17 protein-coding genes are annotated in these 18,364 nt (G+C 30.2%); 7 read left to right on the forward strand and 10 right to left on the reverse strand.

Features of this window, described 5'->3' with window-relative positions:
* Positions 1–114: 114 nt before the first annotated feature.
* Positions 115–783, reverse strand: a complete 669-nt coding sequence (locus C3E90_RS02395; protein ID WP_236913954.1) for a nucleoside deaminase — start codon at positions 781–783, stop codon at positions 115–117.
* Between the two features lie 18 nt (positions 784–801).
* The gene (locus C3E90_RS02400; protein WP_236913955.1) at positions 802–1,563 is read right to left on the reverse strand and encodes an S-methyl-5'-thioinosine phosphorylase; all 762 of its coding nucleotides are present in this window, start codon (positions 1,561–1,563) and stop codon (positions 802–804) included.
* A gap of 171 nt (positions 1,564–1,734) precedes the next feature.
* Here C3E90_RS02400 and C3E90_RS02405 point away from each other — a divergent pair, with 171 nt between their 5' ends.
* Positions 1,735–2,649: a DUF2935 domain-containing protein gene (locus C3E90_RS02405; RefSeq protein WP_236913956.1), complete on the forward strand. Its 915-nt coding sequence runs from the start codon at positions 1,735–1,737 to the stop codon at positions 2,647–2,649.
* Between the two features lie 155 nt (positions 2,650–2,804).
* Entirely contained in the window at positions 2,805–3,626 is an 822-nt protein-coding gene (locus tag C3E90_RS02410; RefSeq protein ID WP_236913957.1) for a putative ABC transporter permease, read from the forward strand.
* 239 nt (positions 3,627–3,865) lie between these two features.
* Here the strand turns inward: C3E90_RS02410 and C3E90_RS02415 are convergent, their stop codons facing one another.
* Entirely contained in the window at positions 3,866–4,486 is a 621-nt protein-coding gene (locus C3E90_RS02415) for a DUF5052 family protein (protein ID WP_236913958.1), read from the reverse strand.
* 329 nt (positions 4,487–4,815) lie between these two features.
* Here C3E90_RS02415 and C3E90_RS02420 point away from each other — a divergent pair, with 329 nt between their 5' ends.
* The gene (locus C3E90_RS02420) at positions 4,816–5,178 is read left to right on the forward strand and encodes a hypothetical protein (RefSeq protein ID WP_236913959.1); all 363 of its coding nucleotides are present in this window, start codon (positions 4,816–4,818) and stop codon (positions 5,176–5,178) included.
* A gap of 160 nt (positions 5,179–5,338) precedes the next feature.
* On the opposite strand, the gene C3E90_RS02425 is transcribed toward C3E90_RS02420, so the two are convergent.
* A complete protein-coding gene (locus C3E90_RS02425) occupies positions 5,339–6,100 on the reverse strand; it encodes an SDR family NAD(P)-dependent oxidoreductase (protein ID WP_236913960.1) in 762 nt (253 codons plus the stop codon).
* Between the two features lie 336 nt (positions 6,101–6,436).
* On the opposite strand from C3E90_RS02425, the gene C3E90_RS02430 reads away from it, so the two are divergent.
* From C3E90_RS02430 to C3E90_RS02440, 3 genes are read left to right on the forward strand one after another with little or no spacing between them, the layout of a single operon-like run.
* On the forward strand, positions 6,437–6,790 hold the full coding sequence (locus C3E90_RS02430; RefSeq protein ID WP_236913961.1) for a PadR family transcriptional regulator: 354 nt from the start codon (positions 6,437–6,439) through the stop codon (positions 6,788–6,790).
* A complete protein-coding gene (locus C3E90_RS02435; protein WP_236913962.1) occupies positions 6,780–7,259 on the forward strand; it encodes a permease in 480 nt (159 codons plus the stop codon). The genes C3E90_RS02430 and C3E90_RS02435 overlap by 11 nt, the downstream gene beginning before the upstream one ends.
* A 1-nt stretch (position 7,260) precedes the next feature.
* Positions 7,261–7,794: a permease gene (locus C3E90_RS02440; RefSeq protein WP_236913963.1), complete on the forward strand. Its 534-nt coding sequence runs from the start codon at positions 7,261–7,263 to the stop codon at positions 7,792–7,794.
* A gap of 292 nt (positions 7,795–8,086) precedes the next feature.
* Here C3E90_RS02440 and C3E90_RS02445 read toward each other — a convergent pair whose 3' ends face one another.
* The 6 genes from C3E90_RS02445 to C3E90_RS02470 form a co-directional block, all read right to left on the reverse strand.
* Positions 8,087–8,830: a hypothetical protein gene (locus tag C3E90_RS02445; RefSeq protein WP_236913964.1), complete on the reverse strand. Its 744-nt coding sequence runs from the start codon at positions 8,828–8,830 to the stop codon at positions 8,087–8,089.
* 203 nt (positions 8,831–9,033) lie between these two features.
* Positions 9,034–9,960: a DUF4268 domain-containing protein gene (locus C3E90_RS02450; RefSeq protein WP_236913965.1), complete on the reverse strand. Its 927-nt coding sequence runs from the start codon at positions 9,958–9,960 to the stop codon at positions 9,034–9,036.
* Positions 9,961–10,200: 240 nt separating this feature from the next.
* Positions 10,201–13,419 carry a type I restriction endonuclease subunit R gene (locus C3E90_RS13450; protein ID WP_236913966.1) on the reverse strand — a complete coding sequence of 1,073 codons (3,219 nt, stop codon included), beginning with the start codon at positions 13,417–13,419 and terminating at the stop codon, positions 10,201–10,203.
* Positions 13,420–13,431: 12 nt separating this feature from the next.
* On the reverse strand, positions 13,432–14,589 hold the full coding sequence (locus C3E90_RS02460) for a restriction endonuclease subunit S (protein WP_236913967.1): 1,158 nt from the start codon (positions 14,587–14,589) through the stop codon (positions 13,432–13,434).
* On the reverse strand, positions 14,582–16,267 hold the full coding sequence (locus C3E90_RS02465) for a class I SAM-dependent DNA methyltransferase (RefSeq protein ID WP_236913968.1): 1,686 nt from the start codon (positions 16,265–16,267) through the stop codon (positions 14,582–14,584). The genes C3E90_RS02460 and C3E90_RS02465 overlap by 8 nt, the downstream gene beginning before the upstream one ends.
* Positions 16,268–16,347: 80 nt before the next feature.
* The gene (locus C3E90_RS02470; protein WP_236913969.1) at positions 16,348–16,551 is read right to left on the reverse strand and encodes a helix-turn-helix domain-containing protein; all 204 of its coding nucleotides are present in this window, start codon (positions 16,549–16,551) and stop codon (positions 16,348–16,350) included.
* Between the two features lie 823 nt (positions 16,552–17,374).
* On the opposite strand from C3E90_RS02470, the gene C3E90_RS02475 reads away from it, so the two are divergent.
* Positions 17,375–18,319, forward strand: coding sequence for a DUF4062 domain-containing protein (locus C3E90_RS02475; protein ID WP_236913970.1), 945 nt, complete (start codon positions 17,375–17,377; stop codon positions 18,317–18,319).
* The last annotated feature ends 45 nt before the right edge of the window (positions 18,320–18,364 follow it).

The raw sequence follows: 18,364 nt of genomic DNA on the forward strand, positions 1-18,364 counted from the left end.
TATTTCACAACAATTTTATGATGTAAATTAAAAGCCTGAAAGCCTTATAATTCATAAGGTTCAGGCCACTTTTTTCTGGTTTTTGCTGTAAAAGTCAAGATATTATCAATATGATTAATATAAGTCAAGAATTGTTTTAGAACTATTACTACTAAAATATCCAGTCATTATTTCATCATATACTACATCTATAGACATATTAGCATTCATAGCCTTTTTAAAGTAACCAGTCTCGTATAATGCCTTTCCATATTCTATACTTTTTTTACTGATATTTCTCCATGCTTCCAGTATGTTCTCTATTCTTGGATACTGACGATTGTATTCATAGGCACTTTGCATGACAAGCTGGAAAACTTCAATTTCTTTACTGCCTTGATTAATGACTATATTTTTATTTTTGATATAATCCAATTTATCATTCAATGAAGTTGCACCTGCAAATCCATCCCCCGCTGCATAATAAATATTCCTTATATTCATCATGACCATAGTACCAAAACACATAGGGCAAGGTTCCATTGTTGTATATAATATGTAGTTTCTTATATCTGGATGCTCTGACTCTTTTAATCCAAGGAGTGCATCCATTTCTGCATGGGCCATGTTGGTTCCTGCTAGTAAAGTACTATTCTCTTTATCAAAAATTCGATTTCTTCCTTTTGACATAATTTCTCCATTGCTATTTACAATTACACATCCTATGGGTATAGTTCTTGCTTTATATGCTTCCCATGCCATTTCAAATGCAATTTGCCAAGGCCTTTCTAGATTATTCCACATCTTGACTACCTCCGCTATTTACAATTCAATTATGCTATTTTTGCAATTACAATTATTTTTATCTAATTCTCCTTTAAATACATTAATAAAAGCTCTCGTTATTTTTTCCTTATTATTCTGTAATGCACTCTGTATATCATGTATAGTTATATCCCCTTTCATACCTGCGCACCAGTTAGAGATTATTCCAATTGTTGCATAACATATGCCCAATTCTTTAGCTAGTACTACCTCGGGTACATTGGTCATTCCCACTACATCTCCACCTAAATGCTTAAACATATTGATTTCACTAGCTGTCTCAAACCTAGGTCCTTCTGTACAGACATATACTGCTTCTCCTTTAATTTCTATGCCTTCCTCTTTAGCCATAAGATAAAATTTATCTCTTAAATTTTTGCAATAGGGATTACTCATATCTACATGTTTTACCTTTTCCTCTCCCCCTTCAAAAAAGGTAATTGGCCTAGATTTAGTAAAATCTAAAAAGTCCTTTATTATTACCACATCTCCTGGAGCATAATTTTCATTACAGGAGCCTACTGCTGCAGTAGCATAAATATATTCTACTCCTATTTCCTTTAATGCCATCATATTCGCCCTATAATTTATTCTATGAGGGGGAGTAGTATGGTTTTTCCCATGTCTAGATAAAAAAACTATCTCCTCCCCATCAATATTTATAAGATCTAGCTCAACTTCACCATATTTTGTATGGACTAACCTATTATGGCTTTCACCAATATCATATACCCCAGTACCACCAATTATAGCCTTCAAAACTCCATCCCTCCTTTAATAAATCTTCTCTTTATATAATGTTACCACCTCTATAGTTTTCTGTCGATAGCTTTTACCATAAGCCAAGTTTAATCAATTTAATTTTGTAACAACCCTTTCCACAAACAAATAGAATGTAGTAATTAACCATATCTATTAAGGAGGTTTTTTATGTTATCTAGAAAAGAATTTATTCAAATGTCATTAGAATTAAATTTATTCTTTGGTCGTATTATGAAAGAACATATGATTTTTATTGAAACGGGTTTATTGGTAATAAACAGTTCTCTAATTTTAGAAGGTGACCAATTGAAGAAATCTTTTGAAAAAATATTAGAAGAAATTATTGCTATTTCCAAAGGAGCTGTAAGCCAAAATGTACTAGATTCTAATGAGCTTGTAACACAACTCACTTTTAGCTCAGAAGTAATGTCAGAAAACAATACTGGTATATGCATAAATAAGGAAATTACCTTGGCAGAACTTGAACTAATGTCAGACCCAGCCTTTAACTTTACCTCAACCTTAGAAATGAAAGTTGATAATATAAATAGAAGATCTATTAATTTGGTAATGGAAGTAATCAAATACAAAGAAAAAGTACTGACTCAATTGTTAAACTGTAAAATATATGCAAATTTATATTCACTTCTTGTAGATCATATATTAAGAGAAGCTAGATTCTACCTAAAAGCGCTAGAAGATATTCAAAAACGGGTAAAACCTGTAAATGGTATATTAGAGCAAGAAATATTCTGGGATACCATAATGAAGGAACATGCTCTGTTTATAAGAGGATTATTAGACCCTACTGAAATAGACTTATTCAATACTGCCAATGATTTCGGACAAAAATTTGATGAACTTATTGAAAAAACTAAAGAAGCAAAAAAAGATGATATCCCCCAAATTACAAAAGAAACAATAGAAGCAACAACTGAAATTAGAGATTTCAAAACAACTGGAACAGAAGGTTTATTAGATTGCGAAATTAAAGCTATGGCTTATCCACTATTAGGAGACCATATATTAAGAGAAGCCAACCGATATATTCGAGTACTGAATTCTTATTTGAAAAATTGTTAGATTAAATAAGTTCTCTTTTTGGTGCCTGGCACCAAAAGGAGAACTTATTTTTAATGTTCATGAGATATTGTATATTAATTAACATATATCATTGTAACTGTGATTGTTTTAAGCTATAATTTACTTATTATGATTTCAAAATGTGGGGGATTTGAATGGCATACACAATTTTAGAATATTTATGGTTTTTTGCTATTTATGCTTTTTTAGGTTGGTGTGTAGAAGTTGCTTTCCATGTAGTAACATGCGGTCGATTTATTAATAGAGGTTTCCTAAACGGCCCCGTATGTCCTATCTATGGTTTTGGTATGATTATACTAATTTTTTCTTTGAATCCCTTAGTAGATAATTTTATATTGCTATTTTTAGGTTCATTTTTACTTACATCAATTTTAGAATATATTACAGGATTTATACTGGAAAAAGTATTTAATGATAAATGGTGGGATTATTCTGATGTTCCTTATAATATAAAGGGATATATATGTTTATCTTTTTCCATTGCATGGGGACTAGGTGCTGTATTTATGTTTAATATCATTCATCCCCCAATTCATAGATTTGTATCTATTCTTAATAATAATGTTGGTAATATCTTGCTAGCTATACTATTGGCATATTTTTTAGCTGATTTTATAATAACTGTATTGGGTATTATGAAAATCAAAAGGCGTATACTTATACTTGATGAAATTGGAGAAAAGTTAAGATTCTATTCAGATGGTATTGGTGAAAATATATATAAAGGAATGACTGTAGCTATTCAAACTAAGGACAATTTAAATCATAAATTAGAGGATTCAAAATCTGAACTAGGAATTACTCTAGATGAAAGAAAAGCACATATTGCTGAATTAAAAGCAAAATATGAAAAAATATTGAATGAAAAAAGCTTTGTTCATAGGCGTTTAGAAAAAGCTTTCCCAAATATTAAGGATAAGCTTTCCTATTTAGAGCACTATAGAAAAATCAAATAATCTGCTTAAACAACACGCAGGGACGATTTGAAGTCACTGAAAAAGTCCTTTTCTGTCATACTGAACGTTAGTGAAGGATCTTAAATATGTTGGAAATACAAGATTCATCAGCTTCGCTTCAGAATGACAAGCAAAAAAACTAATGATAAATAAAAATAATACTGGTAAAGTATAAGAAAAAAAGATGACTAAAGTTAGCCATCTTATAATAAGTTAATATGTTAGTGCCGGGGCAAATATTAATTCATCATTTTCGTATCTAAAATTATATAATTAGCCCTATGAATATACAAAGCCTTCCCATCTATATTCAGTTTTGTCATCTTAGGTAAATCATCAGGAACTGTTACATAAACACTTTTACCTTGATAAACAGCTATAGGAATTCCCATTTGACTTGAAATAATAATGGTTTTTTCTTTCCCAATTTTATTTTTTATATCGTTAATAAATCTATCTATGGGTACAAATCCCCCACCTTTACTTACAGTAATATCCTTAGGGACTTCAAAATCCTCAACCATATCCAATCCATCTTCTGCAAAGATAACTGTATTTCCCACTTGAAACATTTGCTTTCCATTTACAGTTATCTCCAATACACCGGATTGATATCCTGTAGAAGAGGAATCAATATTAGCTTCATTCTCTAAAACTCCTACTGTTACTTTGTTTCCATCCACTTCTAAAGTTTTATTGGCATAGTGATCAAAAGCTGAAATGGTAAAATGTATACCTACTAATTCACCCTTCATAGTTTTTAGCTTGTCTCTGATTTGAGCACAACCAGATAAGCTTAATATAAGGATGTTTATCATAAGTATTATTGCAATTTTTGATTTTTTATTAAGTTTTTTCATTTCTTATTCTCCTTTTCTTAAATTTCATAACGGTATATATTATATCATAATAAAATAAAAAATCTTTTTATTTCCAACAGCTTTGATATATATGTAACACAGTATTACTTCCTGTATACATGCTATATAACCTGGTTCCTCATAGTTTAAACCCTATAATCTAAATAATCTAAAGATGTACCTTTTAAACCATATTATTTTCAATTATTATTTCACAATAACTTTATGTTATCAAATTTTGGATTTATTGTTGAATTTTTCACAATATTGTTATATAATTAACATAGTGGAGCTTGTATAAAAAATTCAAAACTATTTGTACAAGGGGGGTGATAGATATCGTTAGTCGTGAAGAAGCAACATATAAGGTTTTACTCGTAGCATACAAGGATATTGACCAAAAAACTAAAAATATTATCACCAATAATTCAGTATGGAATATTAAAAACAAAGATATATTTATAGGTCAAACTAATTACCAGGGTTCAGGAGTAAGTTTTAATTTAAACGATAGAGTTAGCATTTACATAGGATGGTTTCAGGAACAAATCATGGAAAAATTAGATGAAGGATATACTTTTGAAATAGTAGAGATTCATAAATCCTATGGGGACAGAAGAGTAAATCTACTAAAAAATCTAGCTGTTGAAAATGAAAACAATGTTATAATATTAAATGCACAAGAAGTATAATATTTTAATATATTAATAAGCTAAGGCACTATTATATAATAACGCCTTAGCTTATTTTTCTATTATTATCTATTTAATCAATTACATAAGTTATATTTTTCAACTTTATATCGTCGCTATGTAAAAAGCCCCTTTAAATAGGGGCATTTATTATTTATAGTTATGGACGCAAGCCACTTCCACCTTGTACTGTTATAGTTTCTCCTGTTATATATTTTCCATCTTCAGAAGCTAAAAATATACACAATCTTCCAATATCCTTCTCTGGATCTGCAAATCTACCCATTGGTATCCCTTGTATTGTTCTTGCATATAACTCGGGATATTCTTCTTTCCACTTAACTAGGCTTTCAGTCATTGCTAAAGGACATATAACATTTACATTAATGCCGAATTCTCCCCATTCAGTAGCAGCTACTCTAGACAATCCTCTAATTCCTTCCTTAGCAGCTGCATATGATGATTGTCCAGGTCTACCAGCCAATCCTGCTCCTGATGCAAAATTGATTACTGAGCCTTTAGTTTCTTTTAAATATGGAAATGCCAAATTCATATAATTAAATGTACCATATAGGCCAGAATAAATAGCTAAATTAAAATCCTCAATTGTATGGTCAGCTAAGGGTACTCCTGACTTTGAGGCTTGAGCATTGTTTACAATAGTATCTATCTTGCCAAATTCCTCTATAGTCTTATCTATTACATTTTTTACATCTTCCATTTTCGATCCATCAGCTGTTAATGCTAAAACTTTGATACCATAGTTCTTCTCTAAATTTTCTTTGGCATTTTTTAGGGTAGATTCGGTTCTTCCTGTAATAACTAAACTTGCCCCTTCCTTCGCAAATGCAGTAGATATACCAAATCCAATACCTTTTCCCCCACCAGTAACTATTACAACCTTGTCATCCATGATCTTCATATTAGCTATCATCCTTTCAGTTTTATTGAATATATACTTATACTATACCCACATTGTTAATATTAAAACAATTTATTATGGGAATTCAATTTCTTATTAGAAATAAGATAATAAATTTCTTCATGGCAGAATCTAATATTTGTAGCTATATTTCTTCCTTTGTCTTACGTGTTATAGTTTCATTTTTTTTCATCTTCGCTCTCCTTATGTAATTGCTTACTTATATATAGTAACGAAATTATTCTGTTTGTTAATATATATATTTATACTTGACAAAAATTAACTATATGTGTATTGTATATAGTATAATTGTATATAGTAAAGGAGCGACAGAATATGTACAGATTGGGAAGGTTAATTGAAGTATCTTTATTAGCCCTTTTAAAGGAGAAAGATGCCTATGGATACAAGCTAATGGATAAATTAATCTATTATAATTTAATTGAAGAAGATACAAATATAGGAATTATCTATCGTGCTTTAAGAAACTTAGAAAAAAAAGAACTTGTAAAATCCTATTGGGAAGAAAGTAATCAAGGCCCTAAGAAAAGAATTTATTCTATAACAACTAAAGGTTTAGAGGTCTTAAAGGAAAGATTAGATTTATTAAAATATAGAAGATCTAGAATTGATACAATAATAGATTTATGTTCCGATTTAGATAATAAAGGAGGAAAATATGCAAAATAAAATTCTTTATTTATTGACTATATCCTTAGTTTTATTGTCTTATTGTAAGGACAAACAAAAAACCAAACAATCTTTGAAAAAGGCTTGGAAGTCCTTTGAGAACATACTTCCTCAATTATTAGGTATTGTTACCACGGTGGGAATTATTATCGCCTTTTTAAATCCTGAAATCATAGGTAAAATAATGGGAGATTCTTCAGGATGGTTTGGAGTGATACTAGCTGCAGCAGTTGGATCTATAACTCTAATCCCTGGATTTGTAGCCTTTCCTACTGCAGCTATTCTACTAAAAAATGGGGCAGGTTATATGCAATTAGGTGCCTTTATTTCATCTTTAATGATGGTGGGAGTTATGACTATTCCGGTGGAAGTAAAGTTTTTTGGTAAAAAAATTACCATACTTAGAAATATCTTATCCTTTATTTTTTCACTATTTGTAGCAATTATTATAGGAAAGGTTGTGGGTTAATATGAAGATATTAAGAAAATATATGACTTTTATCATAGCCTCTATTGTTATTTTAACAACTTATATGTGGAATCAGGAAATAGGTTTAAAAGCAGTAGATACTGTTAAGATAAGCTTTAAAGAGATGATGATGGTTATCCCCCCCGTATTTATTTTAATGGGACTATTAGATGTTTGGGTGCCTAAGGATGTAATGGTAAAATATATGGGAGAAGGCTCTGGAATAAAAGGCATACTTTTATCTATGTTTTTAGGTTCTGCAGCAGCTGGACCATTATATGGTGCCTTTCCTGTGGCTGCTGTATTGATGAAAAAGGGTGTAAAGCTAACAAATATATTGATTTTCATAGGAGCTTGGTCTACCACAAAGATTCCAATGTTCTTATTTGAATTATCATCCCTAGGCTCTAAGTTTGCAATAACTAGATTAATTGTAAATATCCCTGGAATACTATTAATAGCTTATATAATAGATCATTTATTAAGTGAAGAGGAAAAGGTAAAAATATATGAATTAGCTGATGAGATGGGTTAATATAAAGCCTTATAACAGGTACTTCTAGCCATTATAAGGCTTTTGTTTACTATTCTACCCGTAGGTTGCGTGCTTTTACCTCCCTATAGTCGGTACAAGCCTCCCTAACCCTAACAGGGGTAGTACCTACAATTCACCTTCACTATCGATCGTTTCATTGTGTACTACTCCCACTCGACTTTTATGGATTTATTCTGTTTTTGGATGGGTGTTTTGCAAGGTTTATGGTTTTGGGTTATTTGATTAATTAGTGTTTATTATAGTTATTGAAGTTTATATTACCGTTTTAGTACTAAGTAAGCGTAGAATTATAATATTCTGGATCACACCATTTTAAATTTTCTAAGTATCTTTTTAATCTATAAGACATTGGCTTATATGTTGCATATGTCAATCCTCCAGAAGCGATCCCACCAACAACAGGTATTACTTTTGACACGCTTTTTGCGAATACCTCTTTTGTCATTTTAACACCTATTACTTGAGCTATCTTTTTTACCATTGGATATATAGTTCCCTTAGTAAGAGCTTTGCTTGCTAAAGATTTACTCGCCTTTTGTGCAGCTGAAGCTGAAATTTTCGTGATAGTCGTTGCAGCTCCATTAACACCAAACATTACTCCTATAAATAATGTTAATAAGTTTTTAGTTTCATCATCAAATGGTTCATCATCACTTACTAATTCTTCCCAACCATACAAATATATTAGTTTCTGTAAGATTCTTAGTACATGGCCAAAATATTGGGTTATGTCAGCTGGAATTGTACCTGCCATTGCAAATCCACCAGGTAATCCTGCTGCAAAAGAGATGGAGCTTACTTTATTTGTCTCATAGTTAATACAATGTCTAGCAATTTTATTAATCATAGAAACTTGAATTCCTGCGTAAGCTGGGTTATTTTTTATAGCAATTTCAACTTGTTCTTTTGGGTAATACTTAATCAGCTCTTTATATAAAAATTTCTCTCTGTCTATGTATACCATTGGAAGACTTGAAGCAGCCCTTAAAGTTAGTTCAAAGGTATTCGAACTCATTATTTGCTCCTCCCTTTCATTCAATTGTTTGATTTTGTAATCATTTTCAGCAATTATTAATTATCTGTGAATACATTATTTCTATAATATTTCATATGCTTTTCCTCTTCAAAATTCAAATTAATATTAATATCACTAGTTATATTCATTTATATTTACTTGTATTAATCTATTCAAGTTTTCCACCCTTTTAAAATACTAAATTACTCAAAGGATTTAAACGCATCATAAAATTTAATACCAATTTCCCTCATCCAATTAAATTGCTTTTCCCATTGGTTTCTATCCTTTAAATTTACTTTCTTTTCAACCAGTATCCTACTTGCTTTCCTCTCTGGTAATTCCCGCCAATCTAACTCAATTCCAATAATATTCTCTATCTTTTCCTTACTAGAATAAAATTGATGAAATAAATCTTTATTATTTGGAATATAGCATTCAACCGTAATTATATTTCTTACTGTGTTAAGCAAAAAAGAAAAATGAAATTCCGAACTCCCCGAACCTACACTATACCAATGATCTGTAGATGGTTTTCTTTTATTAAATAATCTTGAAAACTCTGGATCTAAAAAAACATAGTCACTAAAAGCAGTCCAATAGTCTAATTTAAATGCCATGGTTTCAGACATTTCTTGAGATATCTTTCTAATTTCCTTAGCCCAAGTATTTGGTTGTTCTAATACATTAAAACGAGGTGCAAAAGGTGAATCACCAATTTTCCATAATTCTATTTGAACAAGAAAAAAATCAATATTTTCATCCATATGGTCATTTAACCATTCAATTGCTTTTCTATGTTCCTCTCTGGCATTTTTTACTATCCAAATAATTATACTAGCATCTTTTCCACTTGCATAAGTTATAATTTTACCTAAATGATCATGGTTGGTATCTTCTAATTGGTTTTCAATAACAATAATTCTATCAGTCCCAGTTTCTTTAGCCACAATGTCTGCACTAAATCCACCAACAGGAGATTCAGTACTAATTTCTGAAATATCAATACCAATCGTATCCCCTAATATATTCATGTTGTCTTCCTCTGCTAACCATGGTGTAAAATCATAGGCTTCATTTTTCCATACTAGTCTTAGATCTTCTATTCTCTCTAAATTTCCTAATTCCATATAAAGTTTTTCTCCTTTCACACCACCATAAATTTAAATATTCAGTGAATTTTTCTTAAACTAACTCCGAAACACCTTTTTCACTCAATTCAGCTGATTTCATTTTTTTGCTCTTTCTTAATTCAATTGCAGCCCATCTGATATCCTACTGCCAAGAATAAAATAAATCTCCTGAAATCCTAAGTTCTTTTTCATATTTATTCCAAAATGCTTTGCATATTTCTACAATAATGCCCTTTTCTAACTAGCATACGACCTGCCTCTCATAGCCTCTTCTACTATATGAGCAAAGACAATATCTGTTTTTATATTAAACAATTCTTTAGTATAGGATTCCGGAAGAAAATTATCTAATACATCTTCAACTCTAGACCTTACTATTTGTCTTGGTTGTCCATCCTTATACCAATCTATAACATCTGTTCCATTGCCCTTACTTGTTATAGTTTCATATAGTTTCTTAGCTGATAATTTAACCTGTTGTTCTTCTTTTTTAGTTAGGTTTTCTTTTTTCAGCAAATCGTATAATTCTAGTTCTTCTTCTGTTAATCCTTCTTTTATATGTCTTTCGTCTTCTTCTTTTAAATCATCTACAAAATTAATTAAATCTTCATAGTAATTCTCATTAGTTGAGTTTCCTGCATTATAATTGTCAATTATAGCTTTATATCTTTCGGCAAAACTAACTCTTGTTTTATTATCTTTTAATAGTTTCTCTAACTTGTCTTCTATAAAAGATCTCAATTCTTGGATTTCAATATTTTTATAAGGAGATTCTTCTATTTTCTTTCTAATATCGTTTGTATCTATTTCTGAAAGTTTCAATGTCCTCATTACTTTTATTTCATATTCATCTGTTTTATCTTCTTCCTGAATAGATTCAGCTTTAACACTTAAATCTAGGGTTCTACTTAATTCTATTTTAGCATTTTCAATATTTTCATCTCTAACTGCTGCTTTTATCATATCGTCTAAGTAAAGAATAGGGGATAAATATTTGTTTTCCCATCCTATTTCAAATACTTCAGGCTTACTGGCATCATAAATATTTCTACATAAATTGGAGTAAATCTTAAACTCTTCCTTATTTTCATCCTTGTCTAGTAAAATATTTAGGTACTCCTCAAATAATTCAATTTTTGGAAATGCATCTTCAGTTTCTATAATTTCATCAAATAAGATTCCTAAATCTTTACTGAATTTAACTGCTTCATCTATTGTATTATCTAATAGATCTAGCATAGCAGCAATATCCTTTACTGGCATTTCACCTTCATTGTCAGGATTTGCATATTCGCCTAATGCAGATTTCATAGATTTAAACAAGTTTAGGTAATCTACTATTAGACCAGCATTTTTCCCTGGATATACTCTATTAACTCTTGCTATAGCCTGCATTAAAGTATGCCCTTTCATTGGCTTATCTAAATATAAAGTAGAAACACTGGGCACATCAAAACCTGTAAGCCACATGGCACATAAAAACACTAAAGAGAGAGGATGATCTGGATCTTTAAAATTATCTTCAATATCATGACCATTTTCATCTATTAGATTCATTCTTTCCCTATGTTTATTTATATCTAGTCCTTCCTTTTTAAACCTATCTTCTTCATCATTATCTTCACTTATAACAACTGCCATTTCTACATTTTTCATATACTTGATTTGATTATTTATCTTAAGTTTTTCTTCCTCCTTCTTAGTAGCAGACCTTTTCATATATAAACCCTTAAGCTTTTCTTCCCAATAATACTGTACCTTATCATACATTTTTACAGCAGTAAATTTGTCTACCGAGACTACCATTGCTTTCCCAAGATATCCCCTATTTGGAAAATGTTTTACTATATCTTTAGCCACTTTATCTAATCTATCATCCCTTTTTAGAACTTCATTAGTTTGAGCATAATATTTTGCAAGTCTTTCCTCTTCATCATTAGTAAGATTTTCTTTTTCAATTATTTCTAAATAATCATCATCTAAATCAGTATTTATAAGTGCTACTTCTGGGACTCTTCTAGAATAATATAGGGGTACTGTAGATCCATCCTCTATAGATTGAGCAAAATTATATTCACTTACATAATCACCAAACCATTGATTAGTAAGTCTTTTTGAGCCTAGTAAAGGAGTACCTGTAAAGGCTATATATTGAGCATTTGGTAAACCTATTCTCATGTTTTCTGCTAAATCCTTATATTGAGTTCTATGGGCTTCATCTACTATTACTACAATATCATCTCTTTCTGATAAAACAGGATATTTTTTGCCCTTATCGTATCTAAATTTATGAATTAATGTAAATATAAAGGGTTTGTTTGTAGTTAAATACTCCCTTAACTTTTCACTGTTTTTAGGTTGTGCTGATTCTTCCTCAGTTATAATTTCTGTTCTTAAAAAGTTCTTATATAATTGATCGTCTAAATCTACCCTATCTGTTACCATTAAGAATGTAAAATTACCTTTTATCTTTCTATTTATTTTATTTACAAACATGCCCATGGAATACGATTTCCCGCTTCCTTGAGTATGCCAGAAGACTCCTAGTTTCCCATCTAGTTCTTTTCTATTTTTAAAGGCTTCTATTGCATTATTAACACCTAAGAATTGATGATTCTTTGCTATTATCTTTTCTCTTTTATTTTCATATAAAATAAAGTTTTCTATATAATCTAATAAAGTTTCATGGTCAAAAAGTCCATCTAATAGATATTCTATACTTGTACCTGATTTTTTTATAGATTTTCTATCAACTTTATCATCTTCTGATAACCTAAGCCATTCAAAAAAATGTTCATATCCTACAGTAAAGCTGCCTAATCTAGTTTCAGTTCCATTAGATAATACGCAGAATTGGTTAAAGAAAAATAATTGTGGAATATCTCTAATATAGTCTTTTAGGTTTTTATCATAGGCAGTTTTTAGCTTTACATCGGAGTTCTTAAGCTCAATAAAGACTAAAGGTAGTCCATTTATAAATAGTATTAAGTCTGGTCTTCTATAGCCAAATTCTCCCTTGATCCACATTTGGGATACTATGGTAAAATTATTTCTATAGACATTGTTAAATGCAATAAGACGGACTATGTCCTGCTTTTTTTCTCCATTTATTTCATACTCTACTCTTATACCATCTTTTATTAAATTATAATTTTCATAGTTAATATCTTTTAAATCTTTGTTAGATATATATGTTCTAAGTTTTTCTACTATTTCTTTTAGTATATCTTCTGGTATTTGTGGATTTATTTCTTTTAAGCTACTGAATAATATATCTGATAATATCACTTCTTTTAATGTGCCTCTTCCTGTTCCACCTTTATTAATGGATTTAATATTTTCAATCTGAGTATTTATATTGTATTCAGAATAGGCATTTATAAAATCATACTTATCAGGACAAAGTCTATCTATGCAAGCTTTTTCTATTCCTTCTTCAGTTAAGATCTTTCCCACAATATCCCCCCTCTACTTTACCTCTATAGTTCCGTTCATAAGTCTAGGTAGTAGTAAATCTTGTTGTTTGATTAGGTTTTTGTTTTGTTTTGCTAAGTTAAATATTTTTCTCAAATGCAGTTCTGTTATATCATGAAATTTATTAATTAATTCTTTATTAGGTATTTCAATCTTTATATTTTTAAATTTAGATTGATTTATCCCTGGTTGTGCTGATGTCATACTTAAGGCCTGTATTAATTCATAATATGATTTCTGTTTTAATGTAAATAATAAATAATTTTGTAGCTTTTCATCCTTACATCTTACTAAAAACGCATGTTCATTTACTGCTATTTCCTTATAAGGAAAATCATCCCTAAACATTGTAACCTTTCCTGTGTATGCTCCGTCCTTATAGACTGCAATATCTTTGCTCTCTACTACACCCCTGTTAAGCCCCTTAAAAAAACTATAGGGAATCAAATATTCATCACTATTACTATATTCTCCTAAACTTTTAACATCTCCCGCCCCTAAACTAACTACCATTTTTTCTTCTTCACATATATTTTTAGGCCTTTTCCCAGATTCCAATTTATCTATTATCTCCCCTACTTTCCTAACTTCCCATCCTTCTGGTATTCCCTTCTCAAATTTTGTATTTTCATGGCCTGGAAATCTCATTCTAACAAACCATTCTTTATATATTTCCTCTGCCATTTTTTCTAATATTTCTATTCTTCTATTGTTGTTTTCTATTAATTCGTCATAGGTTGAAAGAACATCTGCTATTTTTTCTTGGGTTTCTAGGTCTGGGATTTTGATTTTCAAAGAATTTAAATGATTTCTATTAAGAGTTGGAACTCCTGCCCCCGAATTAAATCTTTCAAAATCTATTGTTTTTAAAAAATAATAGATGAAATATATATTATTACCTTTATTATCTTTTACATATAAAGTAGTGTTTAAAGGCCATGCATTTTCATTTATTAATTGAACATGACCAATTGAACCAGACCTACCTAATGTAATCACAGGTCCTTCTACCTTATATTCCGTATGAGTACCTCTCAAATCAGTAGAAGCAACTACTGGAAATTCACCATCTTCTGCTTGGCTAAGTGGTAAATCGTATCCTCTTTTTAAAAAAACAAATGAACCAAACCTTACCTCTCTCCATCTACTCATATTCTATCACCAATTTATCCAAATTTTCTTCTATCCTCTTCTCTAGTTCCTTAGCCTCTTCATTTAACTTCTTGAACTCATTATTCAAACTAAAAATCTCTTCCTTAAACTCCTCCGCTGTCATTCCATCGTCTTCTATTACTACCCCTACATATCTACCTGGATTTAATGAGTAGTCTTGATCTATTATTCCATCTTCTCCTTCAAGTTTTGCTACTTTGCATAGTCCTGTTATATCTTCATATTTACCTTCTGGAAATTTTTCTAATAGCCAATCTATTTGTTTTTGGAAGTACTTCTTTTCTTCTTCTATTTCTGCATTATCTCTATTTTTTTCATATTCTCTTATTAGTTCATAGAAACTTTCAGAATCTCCATCATAAAGTCTAGTTATTATGGCTAAATTTTTAATTTGCTCTTCTGAAAATTTTCTAAGTGTTCTATCTACTTGAGTAAATATATTTCTTGCATCAATAAATAGTATTTCATCTTTATTTTCCTTAGCTCTATCAAAAAACCAAAGGGTAGCAGGTAGTGTTACTGTGATAAACATATTTGAAGGTAATGCTACCATTTGAGATATTATCCCATCTTCTATTAAAGCCTTTCTTATTTCTTTTTCACTATGCCCTGCATCTGATGCTGAGTTTGCCATTACAAGAGCTGCTCTTCCTTTATCATTTAGTGCTGTGGCAAATTGATTTATCCATAGGTAGTTCGCATTTGGAACCTTTGGATTTTTACCTTTAGTTTGTGGTATCCCATATTTGTTAAATCTTTTTTGCCCTTTTACTAAATCTAGCTCTACATTGTCCACATTAAAAGGTGGATTTGCCATTACATAATCAAAATTTTCATAGGAATCATAGGGATCTACATAATATGAATTGGCTTCTATAATATCTCCCCTGATATTGTTTAGAAATAAGTTCATCTTGGCAAGATTTACAGTTTCCCCTGTTTTCTCTACTCCATAAGCTCTTAAATTAATATCATTACCATTTTGCTTTTGTCTTTTCATGTAATGGGCTGTTTGAACAAACATACCTCCACTACCACATGCTGGGTCTAAAATTTTTCCTTCTGTTGGCCTTAATACTTCTACCATATATTGTACAACTGTCCTTGGGGTAAAGAATTCTCCCCCACCTTGTCCTTCTGCTAAGGCAAAATTACCTAAAAAATACTCATATATTTCTCCAAATATATCAGATTCTATACCTGTTGGGATATCATTGAAATTCCTCAGTAATCTATTTAAAACTTTATTATTATCTTCTTTACTTAAATTATGATAACTATCTTTAGGAAGAATTCCTACTAATTCTGGGGAATATTGTTCTATTCCTTCTATGGCAACTTTTATTTTATTTGCTATATCTTCTTCCTCGCTTAAGTTTAAGAGGTAATCATATCTAGATTCACTAGGCAAATAAAATCCGCATTTTTCCTTTGCTATATCTTCAATATTTCTTTCTCTTCTGCTACCTTTAAGCTTTTCATATTCTGTATTTATTTCTTTTTCAAATTCTTTATATTTACTATCTGCAAATTTCAAAAATATTAGTCCTAAAATAGGAGTGGAATATTCAGATGATTTAAGACCTGTATTTGCTCTTAATTCATCTGCTGTATCCCATAGTCTTTTTTCTAAATCTTTGATTGTTTTTGTGTCCAATTTTCTTCCTCCTGTTTTTTTCTTAGATTGCTAATTTAAGATATATCTATATAAACATTTTAGTTAATAATTGCTTCTTATTACTCCTCTTTATAACTAATAATATCTCCTATATCACATTCTAATTCTTTACATATCCTTCCCAATACATCTAGGCTGACATTCTGATCTTTACCCATACGGGCTAGAGTAGTAGAGGACATGCCAGTTCTTTTTCGAAGTTCTTCCCTATTCATTTTTTTATCAATTAATAACTTCCATAACTTATCATAACTATAACCCATAATGACCTCCATTTTATAAAGCTTTGCTTTTTATCTTTAAAGGTATTATATCATAGTTTTATTATTTAGGGCATAGAAAAAAAACCCTCTAAAGGTGCTTCTTTACAAACTATATACAATCATATGCTTAATCCGTTTATCAATTATAATATCTATCTGATTCATTAGCTTTACCCATTCCTTATAGTCCTTCATCTTCAGTTCTTTCGTTACCACCAAACTCTCATATATCTTGGTGTTTCCAATTTCCCAAATTTTCTGGTGTAATTATTAATTTCTATACTTATTATCCCGCTTCATAAAGATATTGATATTACTTTGAATTAATCTTATTCTCTTTAAATCATACTTTTATTTTATTAGGTTCTTATTTATTCCAATTTTATTGGGTATACTACCCTTTCATTCCTGATAATACATTTTGGTATTTATTTTATAAACAAAGTTACTTTTCATTTATTTTACTTTTATAGAATCACTTTTATGATATTATATATCTAGTTAGAAGGTATTAAGATAGCTTTTGGAAATTTATTATAGATGATAAATATGATTTGAAAGAAAAGAAATATGCACTTTATTTTTCAGGAGAAGAAGGTATCTATTTAAATCACTTTCTTAAGTTATGGAAAGAACAACGTGAACAATTTATTTATCTGAGGAACAATACGAAGATTGGAAAGCTAATTGGCCTAAAAATAGTAAGGAAGATTATAAATACCATAAACAAAATAAAAGGCCAAAATTCTATAACGATGGGGTAAGTATGAAAAATCCAAGTTTATGGTTGAATGATGATTTGATGAAATAGGGGGTGGAAATTTTGGATAAGCGTTATCAAGTCTTCGTTAGTTCGACTTTTGAAGACTTGCAAGAAGAGCGGAAAGAAGTTATGCAAGCACTTTTAGAACTTGATTGTATTCCAGCAGGTATGGAATTATTTCCTGCATCTAATGAAGATCAGTTGAGTTTAATAAAAAGAGTTATTGATGATTGTGATTATTATATTTTAATTATCGGGGGACGGTACGGATCCTGTAATGATGAAGGTATAAGTTACACTGAACAAGAATTTAGATATGCTTTAGAAACACAAAAACCTATCATATCATTTCTTCATAGAAGTCCTGGAGATATTATTAGTAGTAAATCAGAACAAAATCCAGAAAACAAATCTAAACTTGAGCAATTTAGAAAACTCGCTCAAACAAAGATGATTAAATACTGGACTAGTCCCGAGGATCTTGGAAGCGTAGTTTCAAGAAGTATGATAAAATTAATTAAAAATTTCCCCGCTGTCGGATGGATAAAAGCAGATAATCTAACAAGTGCTGAATCTACGAAGGAAATATTGGACTTGAAAAAACAAATTGAACATTTAGAATTACAATTGAGGCAGCAATCCATAACTCCTCCTCCTGGAACTGAACACCTTTCACAAGGAGAAGATTCTATTGAAGTGACTTTATGCTTTTCAGCATACAAAAAAGACGATTACTATACATCACATTCGTGTGAACAAAATTGTATGGTAACTTGGAATGAATTATTTCAGTGTATATCTCCATATCTAATTATTGAAGGTAGCGAAACAATGATGATTAAAGCAATTGTGGGATATTTAAAGAATAAATTAGAAAATGACATAAATAACTTTTTAGTTAGTCAGGACTTGCATAGACCACGAGATTTCAAGCTTATTGCTAGCCAATATCGGATTGACCCCTTAATATTGGACAAAAACTCACGAATACTTTCTTTTTCTTAGTTCCTTATATTTTAATGCTTTTTCGCTTTTTTTATTATACATAAA

Source organism: Clostridium sp. Cult2 (genome assembly GCF_021655075.1).
In the GTDB taxonomy this organism is placed as follows: Bacteria; Bacillota; Clostridia; order Tissierellales; family Tepidimicrobiaceae; genus Schnuerera.